The sequence below is a fragment of the Stenotrophomonas sp. YJH_SMC_94-11 genome (assembly GCF_059370435.1).
This window is the reverse complement of the sequence record NZ_JCAFTR010000011.1, coordinates 81,958-103,903: the sequence shown is the minus strand read 5'-3', so window position 1 is coordinate 103,903 and position 21,946 is coordinate 81,958. Positions and strand designations below refer to the sequence as shown.

General features: G+C 66.7%; 17 protein-coding genes and 1 pseudogene. 10 read left to right on the top strand and 8 right to left on the bottom strand.

Annotated features, from left to right (window positions below):
* The first annotated feature begins 37 nt into the window (after positions 1-37).
* From AC5P74_RS17840 to AC5P74_RS17820, 5 genes are all read left to right on the top strand, one after another.
* Positions 38-2,065 carry an alpha/beta hydrolase family protein gene (locus AC5P74_RS17840; protein ID WP_053497143.1) on the top strand — a complete coding sequence of 676 codons (2,028 nt, stop codon included), beginning with the start codon at positions 38-40 and terminating at the stop codon, positions 2,063-2,065.
* Positions 2,066-2,237: 172 nt separating this feature from the next.
* Entirely contained in the window at positions 2,238-4,340 is a 2,103-nt protein-coding gene (locus AC5P74_RS17835; protein WP_346607927.1) for a M13 family metallopeptidase, read from the top strand.
* A 216-nt stretch (positions 4,341-4,556) separates the two neighbouring features.
* On the top strand, positions 4,557-6,566 hold the full coding sequence (locus tag AC5P74_RS17830; protein WP_005418018.1) for a M13 family metallopeptidase: 2,010 nt from the start codon (positions 4,557-4,559) through the stop codon (positions 6,564-6,566).
* 123 nt (positions 6,567-6,689) lie between these two features.
* Complete coding sequence (locus AC5P74_RS17825) at positions 6,690-7,184, top strand: VOC family protein (protein WP_053497139.1); 495 nt, start codon at positions 6,690-6,692, stop codon at positions 7,182-7,184.
* A 73-nt stretch (positions 7,185-7,257) separates the two neighbouring features.
* Complete coding sequence (locus AC5P74_RS17820) at positions 7,258-8,841, top strand: phytoene desaturase family protein (RefSeq protein ID WP_053497241.1); 1,584 nt, start codon at positions 7,258-7,260, stop codon at positions 8,839-8,841.
* 89 nt (positions 8,842-8,930) lie between these two features.
* Here AC5P74_RS17820 and AC5P74_RS17815 read toward each other — a convergent pair whose 3' ends face one another.
* From AC5P74_RS17815 to AC5P74_RS17785, 7 genes and pseudogenes are all read right to left on the bottom strand, one after another.
* Positions 8,931-9,605 (bottom strand): rhomboid family intramembrane serine protease, encoded by a 675-nt coding sequence (locus tag AC5P74_RS17815; protein WP_005410509.1) that lies wholly within the window; start codon positions 9,603-9,605, stop codon positions 8,931-8,933.
* Between the two features lie 93 nt (positions 9,606-9,698).
* A complete protein-coding gene (locus AC5P74_RS17810; RefSeq protein ID WP_425604922.1) occupies positions 9,699-10,127 on the bottom strand; it encodes an MGMT family protein in 429 nt (142 codons plus the stop codon).
* Entirely contained in the window at positions 10,034-10,954 is a 921-nt protein-coding gene (locus tag AC5P74_RS17805) for a DMT family transporter (protein ID WP_053497135.1), read from the bottom strand. Before AC5P74_RS17805 ends, AC5P74_RS17810 begins: the two co-directional genes overlap by 94 nt.
* A 160-nt stretch (positions 10,955-11,114) precedes the next feature.
* Positions 11,115-12,473 (bottom strand): glutathione-disulfide reductase, encoded by a 1,359-nt coding sequence (gene gorA / locus AC5P74_RS17800; RefSeq protein ID WP_005418027.1) that lies wholly within the window; start codon positions 12,471-12,473, stop codon positions 11,115-11,117.
* A pseudogene (locus AC5P74_RS17795) lies at positions 12,470-12,631 on the bottom strand (amino acid dehydrogenase); the annotation flags it as partial. The gene gorA and the pseudogene AC5P74_RS17795, both read right to left, overlap by 4 nt.
* 26 nt (positions 12,632-12,657) lie before the next feature.
* Positions 12,658-13,902 carry a DUF418 domain-containing protein gene (locus tag AC5P74_RS17790; protein WP_005418032.1) on the bottom strand — a complete coding sequence of 415 codons (1,245 nt, stop codon included), beginning with the start codon at positions 13,900-13,902 and terminating at the stop codon, positions 12,658-12,660.
* A 99-nt stretch (positions 13,903-14,001) separates the two neighbouring features.
* A complete protein-coding gene (locus AC5P74_RS17785) occupies positions 14,002-14,484 on the bottom strand; it encodes an FKBP-type peptidyl-prolyl cis-trans isomerase (RefSeq protein ID WP_005418041.1) in 483 nt (160 codons plus the stop codon).
* Positions 14,485-14,595: 111 nt separating this feature from the next.
* Between AC5P74_RS17785 and AC5P74_RS17780 the strand changes: the two genes are divergently transcribed.
* A complete protein-coding gene (locus tag AC5P74_RS17780) occupies positions 14,596-15,135 on the top strand; it encodes a C40 family peptidase (RefSeq protein WP_005418044.1) in 540 nt (179 codons plus the stop codon).
* A 131-nt stretch (positions 15,136-15,266) separates the two neighbouring features.
* Positions 15,267-16,040, top strand: a complete 774-nt coding sequence (locus AC5P74_RS17775) for a C40 family peptidase (protein WP_053497133.1) — start codon at positions 15,267-15,269, stop codon at positions 16,038-16,040.
* A 325-nt stretch (positions 16,041-16,365) separates the two neighbouring features.
* Here AC5P74_RS17775 and AC5P74_RS17770 read toward each other — a convergent pair whose 3' ends face one another.
* Positions 16,366-17,700 (bottom strand): dicarboxylate/amino acid:cation symporter, encoded by a 1,335-nt coding sequence (locus AC5P74_RS17770; RefSeq protein WP_053497131.1) that lies wholly within the window; start codon positions 17,698-17,700, stop codon positions 16,366-16,368.
* A gap of 154 nt (positions 17,701-17,854) precedes the next feature.
* Here AC5P74_RS17770 and AC5P74_RS17765 point away from each other — a divergent pair, with 154 nt between their 5' ends.
* The 3 genes from AC5P74_RS17765 (at position 17,855) to tilS (ending at position 21,931) form a co-directional block, all read left to right on the top strand.
* A complete protein-coding gene (locus AC5P74_RS17765; protein ID WP_495205016.1) occupies positions 17,855-19,561 on the top strand; it encodes an alkaline phosphatase in 1,707 nt (568 codons plus the stop codon).
* Positions 19,558-20,103: a WG repeat-containing protein gene (locus AC5P74_RS17760; RefSeq protein WP_495205015.1), complete on the top strand. Its 546-nt coding sequence runs from the start codon at positions 19,558-19,560 to the stop codon at positions 20,101-20,103. Before AC5P74_RS17765 ends, AC5P74_RS17760 begins: the two co-directional genes overlap by 4 nt.
* Before the next feature lie 541 nt (positions 20,104-20,644).
* Complete coding sequence (gene tilS / locus AC5P74_RS17755; protein ID WP_495205014.1) at positions 20,645-21,931, top strand: tRNA lysidine(34) synthetase TilS; 1,287 nt, start codon at positions 20,645-20,647, stop codon at positions 21,929-21,931.
* The last annotated feature ends 15 nt before the right edge of the window (positions 21,932-21,946 follow it).

Below are 21,946 nucleotides of genomic sequence, written 5' to 3'. Positions count from 1 at the left end.
TCTCCGCAGGCCGGTGCCAACGCATTCCGAGGTTGCAATGAAGCGAGCCCTGCTGCTGGCGGCCCTGGCCAGCCTTTCACCGTTGCTGCACGCCAAGCCTGTGGCGCCCACCATCGAACAGATGGCCGCCTTCCCGGCCATCTCCAGCCTGTCGTTGTCACCAGACGGAAAACACATCGCCGGCCTTCGCGCCGATGGCGAGGAGCGCGTGATCGTGGTTTGGCGGACCGATGCACTGGACAAGCCACCAACGGTGATCGGCGCCAACCGCATGAAGTTCCAGAGCGTGTCGTTCATCAAGAACGGACAGCTGGCCGTCGTGCTGTGGCAACCCTACGACCTGCGCGCCGACCGGGTGACCAAGACCTTCGTCAGCAAGTTCTTCATCACCGACATCGAAGGCAAGCAGTGGAAGGAGCCGATCACGCCGCCGCGCGCCTCCAGTCGCAATGAAGAGCTCGAGCAGGCACTGGCCAACGCCACGGTACTGGACACCCTGCCCAACGATCCGGACCACATCCTGGTGGTCAACGGCAGTGGCAGCAGCTCCGGTGACGTCTACAAGGTCGACCTGCGCAACTTCACCTCGCAGCGCATCCAGAAGACCGAAGAGCGCGTGGCCGGCTACATCACCGACCTCGACAGCGAGCTGCGCGCACGCCTGCGCCAGGATGTCGACGGCACCGGTGCCTACGTCGCCACCGAGTTCCGGTCGCCCGCCACCGGTACCTGGGAAGAGCACTTTCGCTCCTATGTGAAGAACCGCGACGTCAACCAGGTGATCGGCTTTGCCGACGACCCGAACATCGCCTTCGTGCTCAGCAATGTCGGCCGCGACAAGGCGATCGTGTATGAGTACGACATCAGCGCGCGCAAGCAGAAGGAAGTGCTGTTCGAGCACAAACTGTTCAACGCCGGCTCGATGCTGATCAACCGCCACCGCAGCGGTGCGGTACCCTTCGGCGAGATCATGGGAATCGGCTACGCCGGTCCGCGCGGCGACGACATCCAGTGGACCTCTCCGCGCATGAAGGCCCTGGACCAGGGGCTGCGCCAGGCGCTTGGCATCCGCCAGGAGCCGCTGGCGATGGTCGATACCGCGAACGGCCAGCGCTACACCGCCAACTACGATACAGGCCTGAGCTACCGCATCGTCGACTACACCGCCGATCTTTCCAATGTGCTGGTGGCTACCTCCGGCCCTTCCAACCCGCCCGAGTATCACCTGCTGCACGACGGCAAGCTGACCCTGCTGGCCAAGACCTATCCGCAGATCCAGCCAGCCGCGCTGGGCACCACCCGGCTGGTCTACTACAAGGCACGCGACGGGCTGGACATTCCGGCATTCCTGACCACGCCCAGCACCGAGCTGTGCGGTGCCGGCCCGTGGAAAGCCGTGGTGCATCCGCACGGCGGCCCGTGGGCGCGCGATGGCATGGACTTCGACGGCTCGATGTGGGTACCGCTGATGGCATCACGCTGCATGGCGGTCCTGCGCCCGCAGTTCCGCGGCTCGGCCGACTGGGGCCGCAAGCTGTGGATGGCCGGTGATGCCGAATGGGGCCAGAAGATGCAGGACGACAAGGACGATGGCGCGCAGTGGATGATCGACCAGAAGATCGCCCAGCCCGGCCACATCGCCATGTTCGGCTTCTCCTATGGCGGCTACTCGGCGTTCGCGGCTTCGGTGCGTCCCAATGGCCTGTACAAGTGCGCCATCGCCGGTGCCGGCGTTTCGGACATCAAGAAGATCTGGTCGCGCTTCTATACCAACCCGTTCTTCCGCCAGGCCCAGGCGCCGACCGTGGCCGGCCTCAACCCGGTCGACAAGGCCGGTGAAATGAAGATTCCATTGATGGTCTACCACGGTGACCGCGACCGCACGGTGCCGATCGAGCAGTCGGAGTGGTTCGTGAACAAGGCCAGGGGTTCGGGGCAGCCGGTCGAGTTCCACGCCATCGCCGACTACGCGCATGGTCCCGCCTGGACCCGCGCGATCATGGGTGACCAGCTCAGGCTGATCGACGACTACCTGGGCAAGGGCTGCGGCGGCGGCGGCCTGTAAGCCGCACCGCTTCCTGCAAGGGCGCCCACGGGGCGCCCTTGCACGTTCTGGCCCTTGCGCCCGGACATGACCTTCGACACCCTTGCAGGCCAGGCCGGCGGCGTATCGTTCGGCCCACGGCCGTACCTGCGGCTTCTCCCTGACTCACTCGGCCTGGAGGCCAAGAATAGTGATGACGCGCACTCCCAAGATCGTCCTGCTCAGCCTGGCCGTGTCGGCCGTGCTGGCCGGCTGCGGCAAGAACGAAACCCCGGCCAAGGATGCCGCGACCCCCGCCCCGGCCACCGCCGAAGCCACCACCTATAAGCTGGACGAGAGCAAGCTGCCGGCCTACAACGCCTTCCAGCCGAGCGACCTAGACACCACCAAGGACGCCTGCACCGCCTTTGGCGACTACGTCAACAGCAAGTGGCTGGCCGCCAACGAAATCCCGGGCGACCGCACCAGCTGGGGCGCGTTCACCATCCTCGACGAGCGTTCGGTGGCCGTGCAGCACCAGCTGGCCGAACAGGTCGCGCAGGTCAAGAACCCGAACCACATCGAGAAGATCGTCGGCGACCTGTGGGCGACCGGCATGGACGAAGCCAAGATCAACGCGCAGGGCATCGAGCCGCTGAAGGCCGACCTGGCGGCGATCGACGGCCTGCAGGACAAGGCGGCGATCGCCAACTACCTGCGCACCAGCGCCGCCAAGGGTGACAACGTCCTGTTCGGCTTCGGTGCCGAAGCGGACTTCAAGAACTCGGCCATGAACATGGCCTACGCCAGCCAGGGCGGCCTGGGCCTGCCGGATACCACCTATTACACCGATGCCAAGAACGCCGACAAGCTGAAGGCCTACCAGGCACACGTGGCCAAGGTGCTGGAGCTGTCCGGCGTCGCCGCGGCCGACGCGGCCAAGCAGGCCGAGGACGTGGTCAAGTTCGAAACCCGCCTGGCCAAGGCCTCCAAGTCGCGCGTCGAGCTGTCGCGCAACGTCGAGCTGTACTACAACCCGGTCACCCTGGCCGACGCCGACAAGCTGACCCCAAACTTCAGCTGGACCGAGTTCTTCAAGTCGCAGGGCGTGGCCGCGCCGGAGAAGTTCTCGCTGGCCATGCCGGCGTTCCATGAGGAAGTGAGCAAGGCGCTGGGCGATACCGATCCGTCGGTGTGGCGCGCCTACCTGCGCTTCCACACCGTGGACAGCGCCTCGCCGTACCTGGCTGACGCCTTCGTGCAGGAGAACTACGAGTTCTACGGCAAGACCCTCAACGGCCAGAAGGAACAGAAGCCGCGCTGGAAGCGCGTGCTGGGCACCATCGAGAATGATGCCGGTGAAGCCTTCGGCCAGCTGTACGTGAAGGTTGCCTTCTCGCCGGAAGCCAAGGCGAAGATGGAAGAACTGGTGAAGAACCTGGCCGCCGCGCTGAAGGACCGCATCCAGGGCCTGAGCTGGATGAGCGAGGAAACCAAGGCCAAGGCCATCGCCAAGTGGGAGACCTTCACCCCGAAGATCGGTTACCCGGACAAGTGGCGCGACTGGTCGGGCCTGCAGACCCAGCGCGACAGCTTCCTCGGCAACGTGCGCGCGGCCAACGAGTTCAACTACAAGTTCAACCTGTCCAAGATCGGCAAGCCGGTGGACAAGACCGAGTGGGGCATGACCCCGCAGACCGTCAACGCCTACTACAACCCGCTGCAGAACGAGATCGTGTTCCCGGCCGCCATCCTGCAGCCGCCGTTCTTCGATCCGAAGGCCGACGACGCGCTGAACTACGGCGGCATCGGTGCGGTGATCGGTCATGAGATGACCCACGGCTACGACGACCAGGGTGCGCGCTTCGGGCCGACCGGCAACATGGAAGACTGGTGGACCCCGGCCGACAAGAAGAACTTCGAAGGCCTGACCGGCAAGCTGGTCAAGCAGTTCGACCAGTACAAGGTCGACGGCCAGGCCGTGAACGGCCACCTGACCCTGGGCGAGAACATCGCCGACCTGGGTGGCCTGGCGACCGCCTACGACGCCCTGCAGAAGGCCTCCGCCGGCAAGGAAGATGCGAAGGTCGATGGCTTCACCCGAGACCAGCGCTTCTTCTTCAACTGGGCCACCGTGTGGCGCACCAAGTACACCCCGGAAAACGCCAAGGTCCGCCTGGCCACCGACCCGCACGCCCCGGCGCAGTTCCGGGCCATGGGTGCGCCGTCGAACCTGCCGACCTTCGCCGCCGCGTTCCAGTGCAAGGCCGGTTCGCCGATGGCCCGCACCGGCGAGCAGCAGGTGGTGATCTGGTAAGCAACGGCTGACGTTGCGGCGTACCTGCAAGGGCCCGGGAATTCCCGGGCCTTTGTTGTTCACAGCGCCCGTCATCCACGCATGGCCCACGCCGTTGGAAGATGCCGACCTTGGTCGGCGCACGGCTCGGCGGAGCCACCGTGATGCGTGCATGCCGCGCCCATGCCCGGCTTGCTATAGTGCGCGCGCCCTCAATCCATCACGGATTCGTTCCACATGCCCAACTTCCGTCCGCTTGCCATCGCCCTGGGCATCAGCCTGGCGACTCTGGTCCCGACCCACGATGCGTTTGCCGCCGCCAAGAAGAAGGCCGCACGCGCCCCGGCCGTCAGCGCCCAGTGCAGCGACTTCTACGACGCCACCAATGCAGGCTGGCTGAAGGCCAACCCGGTGCCGCAGACCGGTGCCACTACCGCGCTCGGCCAGCTGGTCGACCGCAGCCGCCAGCAGCAGCGCGACCTGCTCGACGCCGCGATGAAGTCGCCGCAGGGCAATGTGCAGAAGCTGCTGGGTGACTTCTGGGCCAGTGGCCTTGACGAAGCCGCCGTGGAGGCGGACGGTTCCAATCCGATCGCCCCGCTGCTGACCCGCATCAACGCCATCAAGAAGGCCAAGGATGTGCCGGCGTCGATCGCCGCGCTGCACCAGGTGGGGATCCCGGTCGCCTTCAACTTCGGCCCCGACGTCGACCTGAAGGCACTGGACCGCCACATCGGTTACTTCATGCAGGGCGGCATGGGCCTGCCGGATCCTGCGTTCTATACCCGCACCGACGCCGACACCGTGGCGCTGATGGGCCGCTACCGCAACTACGTCAAGCAGATCCTGGCGCTGACCGGCACCCCGGCGGCCAAGCTGGATGCCGAATCGCAGGCGGTGATCGCGCTGGAGACCGAACTGGCGCGCAACGCGCAGTCGCTGGCCGGCATCAACAACCCGTTCAACAACTACGCGCCGATCTCCACCAAGGAGCTCAACAGCCGCTACCGCAATCTGCAGCTGGACGCTTTCCTGAAGGCACAGGGCGTGGATGACGACCTGGTCTCGCTGGCCGATCCGGGACTGTTCAAGCAGCTCGATGGCATGGTCACCAAGCTCAAGCCGGACCAGTGGAAGGCCTACCTGCGCTGGCGCGTGGGCGATTCGATGGCGCCGTACCTGTCCAAGGCCTACCGCGACGCCGAGTTCGAATTCCGTGGCCGCGTGCTGCGCGGCGAAACCCTGCCACCGCAGCGCTGGGAAAGCGTGCTCGATGCTATCAACGTGGCCGCCGGCCCGATGGTCGGCCGCGAATATGCCGCGCGCTACCTGTCCGCCGAAGATCGTCGCCAGGCGGCGTGGATCGTCGACAAGCTGCGCGAAGTGCAGATCGAAGCGGTCAAGAACAACAGCTGGATGAGCGCCGAAGCCAAGGCTGAAGCGCAAGCCAAGCTGGCTGCGCTGAAGATCGAGATCGGCACGCCGCTGCGCGACCTGGACTACAGCGTGCAGCCGATGGGGCGCGGCTCGTTTGGTGGCAACATGCTGATTGCTTCGACCTGGCGCCACCGCGAGGAAATGAAGCGCATCGGCAAGGGCAATGCCGACCGCCGCTGGGACGTGCTGCCGCAGCAGCCGTCGCTGGCCTACGACCTGGCGCAGAACCGCCTGATCGTCACCGCCGCGATCCTGCAGGGCCCGGTGTTCAATGCCAAGGCCGACGCCGCCGACAAGTTCGGCAGCTTCGGTGGCCTGGTCGGCCATGAGCTGACCCGTGCGATCGATGCCAAGGGCGCGCTGGTCGATGCCAAGGGTGAGCTGCGCAGCTGGTGGACCCCGGCCGACAAGACCGCCTGGACCCTGCTCGGCAATCGCGTGGCCGCGCAGTACAGCGCCTACGACTTCCCGGGCGTAAAGGGTGCCAAGGTCAACGGCACGCTCACCCAGGAAGAAAACCTGGCCGACATCGCCGGCCTGGAACTGGCATGGGCGGCGTATGCCGCGCAGGAGCCCAAGGCCAAGCAGGCACAGCAGCAGGGCTTCTTCCGCGCCTGGTCGACGCTGTGGGCACAGCAGCTGTCGCCGAACGAGGCCGCACGCCGCCTGACCGCCGACATCCGCGCACCGGGCCTGTGGCGCAGCAACGGCACGCTGGCCAACCTGCCGGCGTTCGGTGCCACCTTCAGTTGCAAGGCCGGGCAGCCGATGCAGCGCAGCGAAGCCGACCAGATCAAGGTCTGGCGCTGAGCCTGCTGCCGCACTGGTAGTGCAAAGGGCGCCTTCGGGCGCCCTTTTTTTGCGGGTGCAGCACGATCCCGGGTTAACACCGGGCGTGCTATCGCTGCGGCTTCGTCCAACGTGGAGCCGGACATGGCACACAAGAACACGATCTGCCTCTGGTACGACAACGGCGCGCTCGAGGCCGCCACCTTCTATGCCAACACCTTTCCCGACAGCGCGGTGACCGCTGTCCACCACGCCCCGGGCGACTACCCGGACGGCAGGGAGGGCAACATACTGACCGTCGAATTCACGGTCTGCGGCATCCCCTGCGTCGGCCTCAACGGCGGCACCGCGTTCAAGCACAGCGAAGCCTTCTCCTTCCAGATCCAGACCGAGGACCAGGCCGAGACTGACCGCTTGTGGGACGCCATCGTCAGCAACGGCGGACAGGAGAGCCAGTGCGGTTGGTGCAAGGACCGATGGGGCATTTCCTGGCAGATCAGCCCACGCATGTTGATCGAAGCGGTGACCAGCCAGGACAAGGCACTGGCCAAGCGCGCCTTCAATGCGATGATGCCGATGAAGAAGATCGACATCGCCACCATCGAAGCGGCAATCAAAAAAGGGGACGGAGGGGATTAAGTCGTTTCTTCCCCCCTGTGCGCAGATGCGGATTGCGACTTAATTCCCTCCGTCCCCTTTTTCCGAGGTGCTGATGTCCTGGGATGCGATCATCATCGGTGGTGGCCACAACGGCCTGGTCTGCGCGGCCTATCTCGCACGCGCTGGCAAGAAGGTGCTGGTGCTGGAACGTCGTGGCGTTCTCGGCGGCGCGGCGGTCACCGAGGAATTCCACCCCGGGTTCCGCAACTCGGTGGCGTCCTACACGGTGTCATTGCTGCAGCCGAAGGTGATCGACGACCTGCAGCTGCATGCGCATGGGCTGCGCATCATCAATCGCCCGGCCAACAACTTCCTGCCATTGCCGGACGGCCGCTACCTGCTGTCCGCACCGGGCCGCACCCAGGCCGAGGTCGCGAAGTTTTCCGAGCGGGATGCACAGCGGCTACCCGAATACGAAGCGCGCCTGGAGATCTTCGCTGATGTGCTGCGTGCCTGGGCCCTGCGCGCGCCCCCGGACTTGGGCGTGGCGGGTGGTTGGCGTGCGCTGCCCGCACTATGGCAGATGGGGAAGCTCGGCCGCGAACTGGCAACGCTGGATGCGCCGCGTCGCCAGGAACTGCTGGACCTGTTCACGCTGTCGGCCGCCGAGTACCTGGACCGCTGGTTCGAAAGCGAGCCGATCAAGGCGCTGTTCGGCTTCGATGGCATCGTCGGCAACTACGCAAGCCCGTATACACCAGGCAGTGCCTACGTACTGCTGCACCACGTGTTCGGCCAGTGCAATGGCATGAAAGGTGCGTGGGGCCATGCGATCGGTGGCATGGGCGCGATCAGCCAGGCCATCGCCACTGCCGCGCGGGAGGCCGGGGCTGAGCTGCGCGTGGATGCCGGTGTGCAACGCCTGCTGATCGAGCAGGGTCGTGTCGTGGGCGTGGCGCTGGCCAACGGCGAAATCCTGCGCGCACGCGCGATGATCGCCAACGTCAATCCAAAGCTGCTGTACGAGCAGATGCTGGCACCGGAGCAGGTACCGGACGCAACGCGCGAACGCATGGCGAACTGGCGCTGCGGTTCGGGCACGTTCCGGATGAATGTCGCGCTGTCGCAGCTGCCGGACTTCCGCGCTCTGCCCGGTCCCGGCGATCACCTCAGCGCCGGGATCATCATGGCCCCCAGCCTGGATTACATGGACCGTGCCTGGCTGGATGCGCGTCGCAATGGCTGGTCACGCGAACCGATCGTGGAAATGCTCATTCCCAGCACGCTGGACGATTCGCTGGCGCCGCCCGGGCAGCATGTGGCCAGCCTGTTCTGCCAGCACGTGGCGCCCGTGCTGCCCGGCGGGCGTCACTGGGATGATCATCGTGAAACGGTGGCCGATCTGATGATCGCCACCGTTGAACGGTATGCGCCGGGTTTCGCTGGCAGCGTACTGGGCCGCCAGGTGCTGTCACCGCTGGATCTGGAGCGCACCTTCGGCTTGATCGGCGGCGACATCTTCCACGGAGCGCTCAGTGCCAACCAGTTGTTCTCGGCACGGCCGATGGTTGGCCAGGCTGGCTATCGTGGTGCCCTGCCCGGCCTGTATCTGTGCGGGTCGGGAACACATCCCGGGGGCGGCGTGACCGGCGCGCCAGGTCACAATGCGGCGCAGGTAGTGTTGCAGGATCTCTGAAGGCGTGCCACCCAAGGTTGGCACCTACCCGCGTGGGAGAAGGCTGCCGACCAACGGTCGGCACCTACAGCGTCAAATGATCCTTCGGATCATTTGACGCTGCGCAGATGGTTCGGGCGCTTCGGTGGGCCGGGCGGTCGGCGCTTGTTGAACGGCGGCTGCCCTCGCCAGTAGCGGATCAGCAACCAGCCGAACAGCATGCCGCCGAGGTGCGCGAAGTGGGCCACGCCCGGCTGCCAGCCGGTCATGCCCAGCACCAGTTCGCCCACGCCGAACAGGATTACGAAGGTGCGCGCCTTCATCGGGATCGGTGGGAACAGCAGCATCACCCGCTGGTTCGGGAACAGCATGCCGTAGGCCAGCAGCAGGCCGAACACGCCGCCAGAGGCCCCCAGCACCGTGGCCGGGTTCTCCAGCAGCGTACCCACCAGCAGCTGGCAGACACCGGCACCGGCCACGCAGACCAGGTAGTACAGCAGGAAGCGCTTCTCGCCCCAGGTCTGCTCCAGTGGCGCACCGAACATGAAGACCGCCAGCATGTTGAAGAACAGGTGGCCGAAGCTGCCATGCAGGAAGCCATAGGTCAGCAGCTGCCACGGCTGGAAGTTGCCGCCCGGCGAGAACGCATCGAAGCCCTGCTGCAGCGGTTGCAGCATGAACGGCTCGAAGGTCTGCATGCCAAGCAGGAACGGCTGCTGCAGCAGGAACAGGATCGCGTTGGCGATCAGCAGGGCCTTGGTGACGGTTGGCAGACGCGGGAACATGGGAGCACCGGCATGGAACGGCCTCCATCATAGCCGCAGCACCGCGCCTTGTTGGCGACCGGCAGGTCCGGCCTGTTCAGTCGCCAGCGATGCTCAGCCCGGGCCCCAAACGGCAGCATCCAGCGCAACCGCCGGATCGGTCGTGGGCATCCGCACCCGGCCGTTCTCAACCACCACGCCCTCGGCACGCAGCCGCTGCGACTGCTCGCGCCAGCCCGCCGACCCTTCTTCCATGGCGATGCGCCCATCCGAGCGCAGCACGCGGTGCCAGGGCAGGTCCGGGTCGTCGTTCTGGCCCAGGATGCGCGCGGTCAGGCGCGCACGCCCGGGCAGGCCCGCGCGCATCGCCACCTGGCCGTAGCCCATCACCTGCCCCGCCGGGATCGCGCGGATCACCGCCAGGATGCGCGCACGCGCCTGCTCCGGCGTCAGCGCCGCAGGCGGGTCACCAGCAGAACGCCGATCAGCACCAGCACGGTGCCGGCGATCTGTGCCGGCCCCATCGGTTCGTCGAGCAGCCATAGGCTCATCACGATGGTGGAAACAGGGCCCAGCATACCGACCTGCGCGGCCAGCGACGAACCCACGCGCTGCACCGCCAGCATGATCGCCAGCACCGGCAGCACCGTGCACACGGTGGCATTGACCAGCGACAGCCACTGCACCGGCGCCGGTGCCTGCCACAGCAGTGGCAGCGGATGGGTCACCGCGAAGTGCAGCAGCACCAGCACGCTGGCCACGCAGCTGGCGTAGGCGGTCAGCCGCACCGCGCCGATGCGTGCCACCACCTGCCCGCTGCCGAACAGGTACAGCGCGTAGCTGAGCGCACTGCCCAGCACCAGCAGGCTGCCGACGATGATCTGCCCACCTTCGCGCTGCAGATCGTGGCCAAAGGCCAGCAGCACGCCCAGATAGCTCAGCACCAGCGCGCCGATCTGCCAGCGGCCCGGCCGCTGCCGTGCCAGCAGCACGTTGATCAGCAACACCAGGGTCGGGTTCAAGTAAAGAATCAGCCGCTCCAGGGTCACGCTGATGTACTGCAGGCCCTGGAAATCGAGCAGGCTGGACAGGTAGTAGCCGGTGAAGCCCAGCCACAGCACGCGGGCGCGGTCGGCCCAGGACAGCGGCTCTGCCCGGCGCGCAGCCCACAGTGCCATCAGCACGAACAGCGGCAGCGCCATCAGCATGCGCAGGGCGAGCAGCGAGGTGGCATCGACGCCATGACGGAGGCCGAGCTTGACGATGATGGCCTTGCCGGAAGCAGCAATGGCGCCGATCGCGGCCAGGCCGATACCCCCCAGCGCAATGCGCGGGGAAGCGGTGGCGATACGGGAGGCGGGGCTGGACATCAGGACGACGGCGGGCCGCGCAGAGCGGCCCGGTAAGACGTGGGGGCGTCCATTGTCGCATGGGGGCGCCTGCTGTCCTGTAGCGTCGAGCCCGCGCCCGACTCCGCCAAGGCGGGGCGAAAAGCAGCCGAGCATAGGCTCGGCGCTACAACCGCCCAGGTCAGCGCATCAGCACCACTTCCTCGGCCGAGGTCGGGTGGATCGCCACGGTGTCGTCGAACTGGGCCTTGGTCGCGCCCATCTTCACCGCCACCGCGAAGCCCTGCAGGATCTCGTCGGCCGCTTCACCCAGCAGATGGATGCCAACAACCCGTTCTTCCGGGCCCGCGCACACCATCTTGAACAGGCTGCGCTGGGTGCCGTTGGCCAGCGCCTGCAGCATCGGGCGGAAACGGCTGTGGTAAACGCTCACCTGGTCAAAACGCGCGCGCGCTTCTTCTTCGCTCATGCCCACTGCACCCAGCGGCGGGTGCGAGAACACCACGCTGGCCACGTTCTCGTAATCCATCTTCGATTGCGGACGTCCACCGAACAGGCGGTCCATCAGCCGCCGTGAAGCGGCCACCGCCACCGGCGTCAGGCCGACCTTGCCAGCGATGTCGCCCACCGCGTGCACGCTCGGCACAGAGGTGGTCTGCCATTCGTCCACCTCCACCTGCTGGTGCTCGCCGATGCCGATGCCGAGCGCTTCCAGGCCCAGGTCGCGACTGTTGCCGCGCCGGCCGGTGGCGAAGAACACTGCATCGAACACGCTGTCGAGCGGGCCATCATGACCGAACGCACGTACGCGTTCGCCATCGCGCTGCAGTTCGCGCAGGCGATAGCCGAAATGGATGCGCACGCCCTGCTGCTTCAGGTTCTCGGCCAGCTGATCGGTCAGCTCGTAATCGAAGCGATCCAGCAGCCGCTGGCCGCGCACCAGCAGGCTGACCTTGCTGCCCAGTGCCTGCAGCAGGCCGGCCAGCTCCACCGCGATGTAACCGCCACCGATGATCGCCACCTCGGCCGGTGCCGCACGCAGATCGAAGAAGTCATCGGAAACCAGGCCCAGTTCAGCGCCGGGAATATCCGGGCGCAGCGGATGCGCGCCGGTGGCGATCAGGATGTGCTCGGCGCTGTAATGCACGCCGTCACTGCAGGCCACGGTATGCGCATCGAGCAGACGGCCGCGCGCAGGGATGCGCACCACGCCGGTTTCATCCAGGCGCTTGCGGTAGCTGGTGTGGATGTTGGTGATGTAGGCCTGGCGATGGATCACCAGCTCCTTCCACGACAGCGCCGGGCGTGCCTCGACATCGAAGCCCATCGCATTGGCCAGGCCGATGCGCTCGTGCAGGTCGGCCGCCAGCCACATCGCCTTCTTCGGCACGCAGCCAACATTGACACAGGTTCCGCCCAGTTCGCCCGGTTCCAGCATCGCCACGCGCTTGCCATGCTGTGCTGCGCGGATGGCGCCGGCCAGGCCGGCGGAGCCGCCGCCAAGGACGATCAGGTCGTAATCATAAGGTGCAGTGCTCATCGGAATCGCTCGGGTCGGTAAGGGGCAGGATCGATCGCTGGCGTGCGGCCGCAGACGAGATCGGCGATCAGCTGGCCGGTGCCGGCGCTCATGCTGATGCCGAGCATGCCATGCCCCGCTGCAAGCCAGACGTGAGGATGCGCGGGCGCGCGGCCGATCGGCACAGCGCATGCGTGCCCATCGCTCACCCCTGCTCCGTCCCGCGCCGCATCGATGGCCACTGCCGATAGGTCATCGCACGCCATATCCACTCGATCGGGCCGAAGCGGAAATGGCGCAGCCACAGGTGCGAGAAGACCACCTGCGCGGCAAACAGCAGCAGCGCGAACAACAGCTGCACGCTGCGCGGCATCGTCTCGAACCTGCCCAGGCCATACTGGTAGAAGGTCCAGGTACACAGCAGCGACTGGCCAAGATAGTGGGTCAGCGCCATGCGCCCGACCGGTGCCAGCCAGGCCAACCGCGCACGCCAATGCACGATCCACGCGAGGTAACCCAGGCACATCGGCAGGCCACCGATCGTCACCAGCGCCATCGCCGCCGTCGCCGGCAGGCCGTAGGCACCCGGCGCCAGATAGGGCTTCCAGGCAACACCCAGCAGCGTGACCACAAGGCCCAGCGGCAGTGCCCCCCAACGCAGCACCGCGTACAGCCGCGGAAAGCGCTCCGGCGTCGCCAACGCGCCGCTGCCGGCGAACCAGCTGCCGATCAGGAACATGCCCAGCACTTCCGGGCCGGTGATCAGCAGCGCGCCCATCGAGGTGCCGAACTCGCTCAGGCGCTGCACAGTGGCCTGCGCCCAGCTGCCCTGCCCGTACACCTGCCGCTGCAGGTCGATGCTCTGCTGCGCCTCGGCAAGCATGCCCCGCACCTCTTCGGTCGAAGCCATCGACACCATCGCGCCCACCAGCAGCATCAGCGCAACGCCGCCCAGATAGACGGTCACGCCCATCCACGGCAGCCAGCTGCGCGGCGCCTCGCGGCAGGCCAGCAACGGCAACGAGACCAACGCGTACATCACCAGGATGTCGCCGGACCAGACCAGCAGCGCGTGGCACAGGCCGATCAGCAGCAAGCCAGCGCTGCGGCGCAGATAGAACGGGGTGAAGTCGCGCCCGGCGGCCTCAGCGCGCTGCGCCATCACCGCGAAGCCGGCGCCGAACAGCAGCGAGAACAGGGTGAAGAACTTGCCCTGCACGAACACGTACACAAAGGCATCGGCCCAGTAGTCGATGCCCTGCCAATGCACGTCGATGCCGGTGAAGGCCAGGTCCAGCGGTCCGCTGAAGGCCTCGATGTTCATCAGCAGGATGCCCAGCAGCGCGGCACCGCGCAGCACGTCCAGCACGGCGATGCGTTCGCCGGAAGCGACCGGCTGCAGGGAAGGAGAAGCGGCGTTCACGGGGCGTCCGTCAGGCAGGTCCGCCATTATGCCGCCGGCCCGTACGCCATGGATGGCCGCGCCGTGTTCCAGAAACGCAACGGCCCGCCGAAGCGGGCCGCTGCATCCATCACGATCGCGCTGCGATCAGTGCTGGTGACCACCGTCGCCGTGGACGTGGCCGTGGTCGATCTCTTCCTTGCCGGCTTCGCGCACGTCGACGATCTCGACATCGAAGTGCAGATCCTTGCCGGCCATCGGGTGGTTCAGGTCGACGTCGACGACGCTCATGCCGACCTTCTGCACGGTCACCGCACGCGGGCCGAAGTTGGTCTGCAGCACGACCTGCTGGCCCGGGGCCAGCTTGGTGTTGCCGAAGTGCTTCTTCGGCACGCGCTGGGACAGGCCTTCACGACGCTCGCCGTAGGCATCGGCCGCCTTGACGTCGACGTTGAAGGTCGCGCCGGCTTCCTTGTCCATCATGGCGTTTTCCAGGCCCGGGATGATGTTGCCGTGGCCGATCAGGATCGCCAGCGGCTCGCCGCGGTCCTTGGACGACTCGATCGGCTCCTGGCCGACTTCGGAAACGGTGTAGTGGAAGCGGACAACGCGGTCTTTTTCGATCTTCATGCGCAACTCTGTCTGGATCTGCCGGAGGCAGGCGGGTTGGGGCGGGTTGTCGCCCGGCGGGGACGCCGCCATCATGACGGCCAATCCAAGGTGGCGCATTATCCGGAGATCATGCACATCACGCCAGTTTCGTCCGGCCCGCGCCGGTTTCTCGCCCCGGCCCTGTTGCTGGCCCTGCCCGTGTTGATGACCGCCTGTGGAGGCGGCAAGGCCACCCGCCCGGCGCCGCCGCCGCCGACGGCGAACTGGCCGAAGACCGTGCCGGACAACCCCGAGGCCGCCAACTCGGTGCTGATGCGGGCCATCAGCCTGGTCGGCACGCCCTACCGCTATGGCGGCAATACCCCGGATTCGGGCTTCGACTGCAGCGGCCTGGTCGCCTATGTCTATCGCGAAATGCTGGACCTGCGACTGCCGCGCACCTCGCGCGACCTGGCCGCGGTACAGGGCCCGAAGATCGATCCGCAGCGCCTGGCCACCGGCGATCTGGTGTTCTTCGGCAGCCGAGGCAGCGTCACCCATGTCGGCATCTATGTAGGTGAGGGGCGTTTCGTGCACGCGCCGAGTACCGGCGGGACGGTACGCCTCGACTCGCTCAGCGGCCCCTACTGGAAAGACCACTACACGGGGGCGAAACGCGTCCTTCGCTAAAATGAACAGGCGATATGTTCAAAACTGTGACGTAAATCACTGCCGCAATAACGTTTTACTAACGGAATTTTTAACTCATCGGCGCTTTTACAGGGCATGATGCCCCATCGTTTTTTTCCTGTGACCGACGCGTGACGACTGACGACCTGAAAAGCGAAGGCCAGACTTCCGTATCTTCACGCAGTGCCCGCCCGTTGTTGCTTGGCCTGGCACTGTGCCTGACCAGCCTTCCGGCCTGGTCGCAGACCGCTCCGAACCGTTCCGATGTGCCCCCGGCCCCGGTGGCCGAGAGCGCCGCCCGACCGGCCGCCAAGGCCGAGGCTGCCGCTCCGCAGCGCAGCCGCGTCGATGCCGCCGCCAGCGCCACGCTGGCCGCCCTGCTGCCGCACCTGGCCGCCAACGACACCATTCCGCTGATGGACCGCTCGGCCGTGGTGGCCGGCGACCTCAGCCGCCTGCTCGCCAATTACGACACCAGCAGCGCCGCCAATGGCAGCGTTGTCGGTACCGCCGCCGACAACGGCAAGGTGCAGTCGCTGCTGCGCCGCGCGATGACCCTGCTGGGCACCCCGTACCGTTGGGGTGGCAGCAACCCGGACAGCGGTTTCGACTGCAGCGGCCTGGTCGGTTATGTGTTCCGTTCGGCCCTGGGCATCGAGCTGCCGCGCGTCTCGCGCGAGATGGCCCACGATGACAACGCCGAACTGATCAACGACCGCACCGCGCTGGCCGCAGGTGACCTGGTCTTCTTCGGCCGCAAGGGTCGCGTCGACCACGTCGGCATCTATGTCGGCGACGGCCGCTTCCTGCACGCACCGAGCTCCGGCAAGGACGTCCGCGTGGACACCCTGCTCAGTGGCTACTGGGGCAACAAGTTCATGCAGGCCCGCCGGGTCGACCTCTGACCCGCTGGCGCTACGGCGCCGCCTGATGCGAGAAGCCGCTGCCCTGCAGCGGCTTTTTTTATTGAGCCCATGCAATTGATGGGTAGCTGCCGAGCGTGGTCGGCACCACCTTCATCCACGCATGGCGTGGATCTACCGTGGCTCTGCTCCAGGGTTCCGCCGATCGGGGCGGGGCTTGCCGGTGGGGGCCGACCGTTGGTCGGCACTGCCTTCATCCTCGCTCAGTGTGGATCCACCCCGGGCCCCCCTTGGCCGGCACCGCGTCGGGCATCTCCCAAACAAAAGGCCCGCCGGTCAGGGCGGGCCTTTCAATTCACCACACACCTCAGCGCTGCGGTGGTGTCGGGTCGGGATCGTCCACGCCCACATTGCTGGACGGATTGTCATACACCGCCTGGTCGAGCAACCCGGTCTCCTTGGCCACGAGCACCGGTACCAGCATCTGGCCGGTCACATTCGTCATCGTGCGCATCATGTCCAGGATGCGGTCGATGGCATACAGGTAGCCGATGGTCTCCAGCGGCAGATTGGCTGCGCTCAGCACCACCGTGGCCATGATCACCGCAGTACCCGGCACGCCGGCGGTGCCGAAGCTGCCCAGCACCGAGGCGATCAGCACCACCACGTACTGCTCCGGGGTCAGCGGCACGCCGCTGTACTGCGAAATGAACACCGCGCACAGCGCCGGATAGATCGCGCCGCAGCCGTCCATCTTGATGCTGGCGCCCAGCGGCACCGCGAACGAACCGTAGTCCTTGTTCACGCCCAGGTTGTGGGTGATCGAACGCAGCGCCACCGGCATCGCAGCGAAGCTGGACGAGCTGACGAACGCAACCTGCATGCCCGGTGCGGCGCCACGGAAGAACTTCAGCGGGTTCAGGCCGTGCGCCAGCAGCAGCGCGCTGTAGACAACCACGATGTGCAGCGCACAGGCCACGTACAACGCCAGCACGAAATGGCCCAGCGGCAGCAGCTTCTCGAACCCATAGCTGCCGACCAGGCCTGCGATCAGGCCGAAGGTGCCGATCGGGGTGACTTCCAGCACGAAGCGGGTCACCTGGATCATGATGTCGCTCATCTGGCCAACCAGCTTGCGCGCCTCGGTCACCTTCTCGCCCAGCTTGACGATGGCAAAGCCCACCAGGCCGGCGAAGAAGATCACCGGCAGGATCGAGCCGCGACCCGCAGCCAGCACGGTCTCGCCGGCCGCGTTGACCTTGGTGCCGATGCCGGACAGCGCATAGAAGACATTGGCAGGCACCACGTCCAGCAGCACCTGCACCACGCTGGGCACTTCGCGCGGCACGTAGTTGCTGGCCATCGACAACTGCAGGCCACCCGCGCCGGGCTGCAGCACCGTACCCACGGCCAGGCCGACACACACTGCCAGCGCAGCGGTAATCACGAACCACAGGAAGGTGCGCCCACTGAGCGCGGCCACGGACTTCTGCCCGTGCAGCGACGAGATCGCGTTGATGACCGCGAAGAACACCAGCGGCACGGCGATCATCTTGATCAGGGTGACGTACAGCTCACCGAGCGGGCCAAACCACGTTTCCGCGGCCGGGCCGAGCGCCCAGCCGGCCAGCGCGCCGAGCACGAAGCCACCGACCACGCGCTGCCAGAACGGAATCCGCAGCCAGGCAGAGACCAGCTTCATAGGCAATCCAGAGGGGAAGGAAGGGATGCTGGCACGATAGCCCAAGGCAGCCCGCAGAACGACCGCCCGGCCGGCAAATCAGTGTGTCATCGGCGTGCCTTGCTGGGGCGGGCATAATGAATGTCCCGTTACAGTTTGTGAGATCCCAGCGTCCATGCGTCGTTCCGTCTCCCTGTTGGCCGCCTGCGCCACCACCCTTCTGCTGGGCGCCTGCGCCAGCTCCGCCCCCGCGTCCGCCCCGGCCGGCCTGAAGGTCGCCGTCGATCCCGTCGCCCATCCGGCCGGCGAGACCCCGCAGTGGTGGTACCGCAGCGGGGCCGCCCAGGCTGCGGCCAATGGTGCGATGTCCGGCAAGGCCAAGAACGTCATCCTGTTCCTCGGCGACGGCATGAGCCTGACCACTGTGGCCGCCTCGCGCATCTACGAGGGCCAGCGCAAGGGCGGCTCCGGCGAGGAGAACCTGCTGTCCTGGGAACGCTTCCCGGCCACGGCGTTCAGCAAGACCTACAACACCGATTCGCAGACGCCTGATTCGGCCGGCACCATGACCGCCATCACCACCGGCGTGAAGACCCACATGGGCGCGATCGGCGTCAGTGCCGGAAGCCGCACCGACTGTGCCGACAGCCTGTCCAAGGGCCTGCTGACCTGGCTGCAGCTGGCCGACAGCGCCGGCCTGGCCACCGGCGTGGTCTCCACCGCACGCCTGACCCATGCCACCCCGGCTGCCACCTACGCGCACTCGCCCGAGCGCAACTGGGAAAACGACACCGACCTGACTGAAGCGGCCAAGGCGGCCGGCTGCAAGGACATCGCCCAGCAGCTGCTGTCGACCTTGCGCTATGGGCGCGGCCCGCTTGTCGCCCTTGGTGGCGGCCGTGGTGAGTTCACCACCGTGGAAGAGCGCGACCCGGAATACGACGACAAGGTCGGCCAGCGCCTGGACGGCCGCAGCCTGGTCCAGGAATGGCAGCAGGCGCATCCGCAGGGTGCCTATGTCTGGAACAGCAAGCAGCTGGCCGCGGCCGCCAATGCGCCGGCCATCCTTGGCCTGTTCGAACCGGACCACATGCGCTACGAGTACGAGCGCCCGCAGGATCCGGGCGGTGAGCCGAGCCTGGCCGAACTGACGGCTGCAGCGATCAAGAACCTTTCCAGGCACCCGGAAGGCTACGTGCTGATGATCGAAGGCGCGCGCATCGACCACGCCAACCACAGCGGCAATGCCTACCGTGCACTGACCGAGACCGTGGCGCTGTCCGATGCGGTGCGCGTGGCCAACGAGCTGACCTCGGCCGACGACACCCTGATCATCGTCACCGCCGACCACTCGCACACGCTGAACTTCGTCGGCTACCCGGCACGCGGCAACCCGATCCTGGGCAAGGTGAAGGACAAGGGCGGCGAAGACGGCGCCGGCAAGCTGGACTACGCCCTGGACGGCACCGGCCAGCCGTACACCACGCTGAGCTACGCCAACGGCCCAGGCCACACCGGCAGCAGCAACCAGCAGCCGGCCGGGCCGAAGCGTTACCCGCACAACCCAAGCAGCTTCGAACCGGCCAACGGTCGCCCGAACCTGCGCGAGGTCGACACCGAGCATCCGGACTACATGCAGGAAGCGCTGGTGCCGATGAAGTCCGAATCGCATGGTGGTGAGGACGTCGGCATCTGGGCACGTGGCCCGGGCAGCAAGGCGATCCGCGGCACGCTGGAACAGAACGCGATCTACCACATGATCGTGCAGGCCACCCCAGCCCTGCGCGAGCGCCTGTGCCAGGCCGGCACCTGCGATGACAAGGGCGTCCCTGTGCAGTTGCCGGCACCGACGGCCTTCGAACGCAAGGCCGAGGCCAAGTGATCGCGCCGCAGGCCCGCCCTGCCCCTGCCAGCGGCCGCTTTGCGCGGTCGCTGGCAATGCTTGGCGTGCTGGTCAGTGCCAATGCACAGGCACAGGCACCGGCATGCAAGCTGCTGACCGACGAACACGGGTTTTGGCCGCTCCCCAACTGCGAGGTGGTCGATCACCGGCTGAAGATCAGCGCCGATACGCTGAAGGACCTGAACTACGACGACCACGGCCTGGCCGTGGTGTATGCCGACCAGGGCTTCCACTACGTCGACCGCACGGGCCACAGCCTGCCGGTGCTTACCTGGGACAACGGCCCGGAAACGCCGCAGGAAGGCCTGCTGCGCGGCCGCGTCGGCAATCGCGTGAGCTACTTCGATCTGGAATTCCGCCAGGTGGTGCCGGGCACCTTCGATTTCGCCTGGCCGTTCCAGGATGGCGTGGCCGAGGTCTGCAACGGCTGCCGGCGTGGCATGCCGGATGCCGATGGCCACACGCCGATGGAAGGCGGAGAGCGGTTCCGCATCGACCGCTCGGGCCGCCGGGTGAAGTAGTTTTTTCCGCAGGGCTGCGCCCTGCACCTGCCGAAGCCAAATCAAAATCAAAAGCGGCTCTGGTTTTCTGTGAGTTGGGGGGCGCGGTGTGGGTGGTCAGGACACGCCGTAAACCCATCCATGGGGGCTCGATGGCGCCATCCATGGCGCCAACGGTCCTGCCCACCCACACCGCCCCCCCCCCCGACAGATTTCCGGTGACGGTTGGACCATCCACGCCATGCGTGGATCAGATCTGTCAGATATCGAAATAAATCGGGGTCAGATCCGTTTTCCTGCGGAAAACGGATCTGACCCCATCGGCATGTCCAACAGACCGCAGGAGACTGTCGAAGGCGGGGTGGGTCCGGTTGCGGGAGTGTCCGCGGCATGGATGCCGCGGCCAAGCCCCCATGGACGGGTTAACGGCGTCTCCCGCAACCGGACCCACCCCGCCAACCCTCAGGAAACCAGCTTTTGCTGTTGCTGTTGCTGTTGCTGTTGCTCTGGATCGTAGCGGGTGCAGGGCGCAGCCCTGCCGAGCAACCCTATACTTGCCGCCGTGACTGCCTTCCCTGCCCTCGTTCCGCTGAATGCGCCGCTGCTGGTGGGTTACAGCGGCGGTGTCGACTCGACCGTGCTGCTGCACTGGCTGTGGCGCTGCGCACAGGCCTCCGGCACGGCGCTGCGTGCGGTGCACGTACACCATGGCCTGCAGGCCGATGCGGACGCCTGGGTGCTGCATTGCCAGCAGCAATGCGCGGCACTGGGCATTGAACTGGCCGTGCATCACGTGCAGGTCGACAAGCGCGCGGGCCTCGGCCTTGAAGGCGCGGCGCGGCAGGCACGACGTGCAGCGTTCGCCGCCGAACTGCGCGACGGCGAAACACTGGCACTGGCGCAGCACCAGGACGATCAGGCCGAGACCTTCCTGCTGCGGGCCCTGCGCGGATCCGGCGTCGATGGCCTTGCCGCGATGTCCGCACACAGCCGCCTTGGCGAACAGCCTCTATGGCGGCCGCTGCTGGCGGTGCCACGCAGCGCACTGCTCGACTACGCGCGGCAGCACGCGCTGCGCTGGATCGAAGACCCCAGCAATGGCCACGACCACGCCGATCGCAACTTCCTGCGCCTGCAGGTGCTGCCGTTGCTGCGCCAGCGCTGGCCGCATGCGGCTGCAGCATTGGCGGGCAGCGCAATGCACTGCGGGCAGACCCGTGCTCTGCTGGACGAGGAAGACGCCGAGCTGATCGCGCACCTGGAAGTGGCACCACGCGTGCTTTCGCTGCAGCTGCTGCGCCAGGTGTCACCGGGGCGTGCCGCGCGCGTGCTGCGCGCCTGGGTGATCGGCCACGGTGCCGCCCCACTGCCGGCCACGGTACTGCAGCAGGGTCTGCACGAACTGCTGCCGGCCAGCAACGATCGCCAGGCGCGGCTGCGCTGGCACGAGCATGCCATCCAGCAATGGCGCGAGCACGCCTATCTGCTGCCCGCGCAGCTGCCATCGCTGCCCCGCGGATGGCAGGCCGAATGGGACGGGCATGCCCCCTTGCCGCTGCCCGATGGTGGCCAACTGCGCCTGCAGGGCGCCGTGGCCTTCGAACGCCCGCTTCAGATCCGTGCACGCGTGGGTGGTGAGCGCATCATGTTGCCCGGCCGCCCGCATTCGCATGCGCTGAAGGACTGCCTGCAACGCGAGCACCTTGCCCCCTGGCGGCGCGCCCAGCTGCCGCTGATCTTCGATGGCCCCCAGCTGCTTGCCGCCGCCGACGTGGTCATCGCAGCTCCCCTGCAGGCCTGGTTGCAGGCCCACGACGCGCAGCTGCAGTGGCGTCCCGGCGGCTGGTGAATTGACCCCCGCGCG

Bases quoted from the DNA above. Each gene is read 5' to 3' on its own strand.
- AC5P74_RS17810 (WP_425604922.1), bottom strand. From the start codon at position 10,127: ATGGCTGCTCGACGAACCGATGGGGCCGGCACAGATCGCCGGCACCGT.
- AC5P74_RS17840 (WP_053497143.1), top strand. From the start codon at position 38: ATGAAGCGAGCCCTGCTGCTGGCGGCCCTGGCCAGCCTTTCACCGTTG.
- AC5P74_RS17790 (WP_005418032.1), bottom strand. From the start codon at position 13,902: ATGGCGGACCTGCCTGACGGACGCCCCGTGAACGCCGCTTCTCCTTCC.
- AC5P74_RS17765 (WP_495205016.1), top strand. From the start codon at position 17,855: ATGCGTCGTTCCGTCTCCCTGTTGGCCGCCTGCGCCACCACCCTTCTG.
- AC5P74_RS17820 (WP_053497241.1), top strand. From the start codon at position 7,258: ATGTCCTGGGATGCGATCATCATCGGTGGTGGCCACAACGGCCTGGTC.
- AC5P74_RS17805 (WP_053497135.1), bottom strand. From the start codon at position 10,954: ATGTCCAGCCCCGCCTCCCGTATCGCCACCGCTTCCCCGCGCATTGCG.
- AC5P74_RS17835 (WP_346607927.1), top strand. From the start codon at position 2,238: ATGACGCGCACTCCCAAGATCGTCCTGCTCAGCCTGGCCGTGTCGGCC.
- AC5P74_RS17825 (WP_053497139.1), top strand. From the start codon at position 6,690: ATGGCACACAAGAACACGATCTGCCTCTGGTACGACAACGGCGCGCTC.
- gorA (WP_005418027.1), bottom strand. From the start codon at position 12,473: ATGAGCACTGCACCTTATGATTACGACCTGATCGTCCTTGGCGGCGGC.
- AC5P74_RS17785 (WP_005418041.1), bottom strand. From the start codon at position 14,484: ATGAAGATCGAAAAAGACCGCGTTGTCCGCTTCCACTACACCGTTTCC.
- AC5P74_RS17815 (WP_005410509.1), bottom strand. From the start codon at position 9,605: ATGTTCCCGCGTCTGCCAACCGTCACCAAGGCCCTGCTGATCGCCAAC.
- AC5P74_RS17780 (WP_005418044.1), top strand. From the start codon at position 14,596: ATGCACATCACGCCAGTTTCGTCCGGCCCGCGCCGGTTTCTCGCCCCG.
- AC5P74_RS17770 (WP_053497131.1), bottom strand. From the start codon at position 17,700: ATGAAGCTGGTCTCTGCCTGGCTGCGGATTCCGTTCTGGCAGCGCGTG.
- AC5P74_RS17830 (WP_005418018.1), top strand. From the start codon at position 4,557: ATGCCCAACTTCCGTCCGCTTGCCATCGCCCTGGGCATCAGCCTGGCG.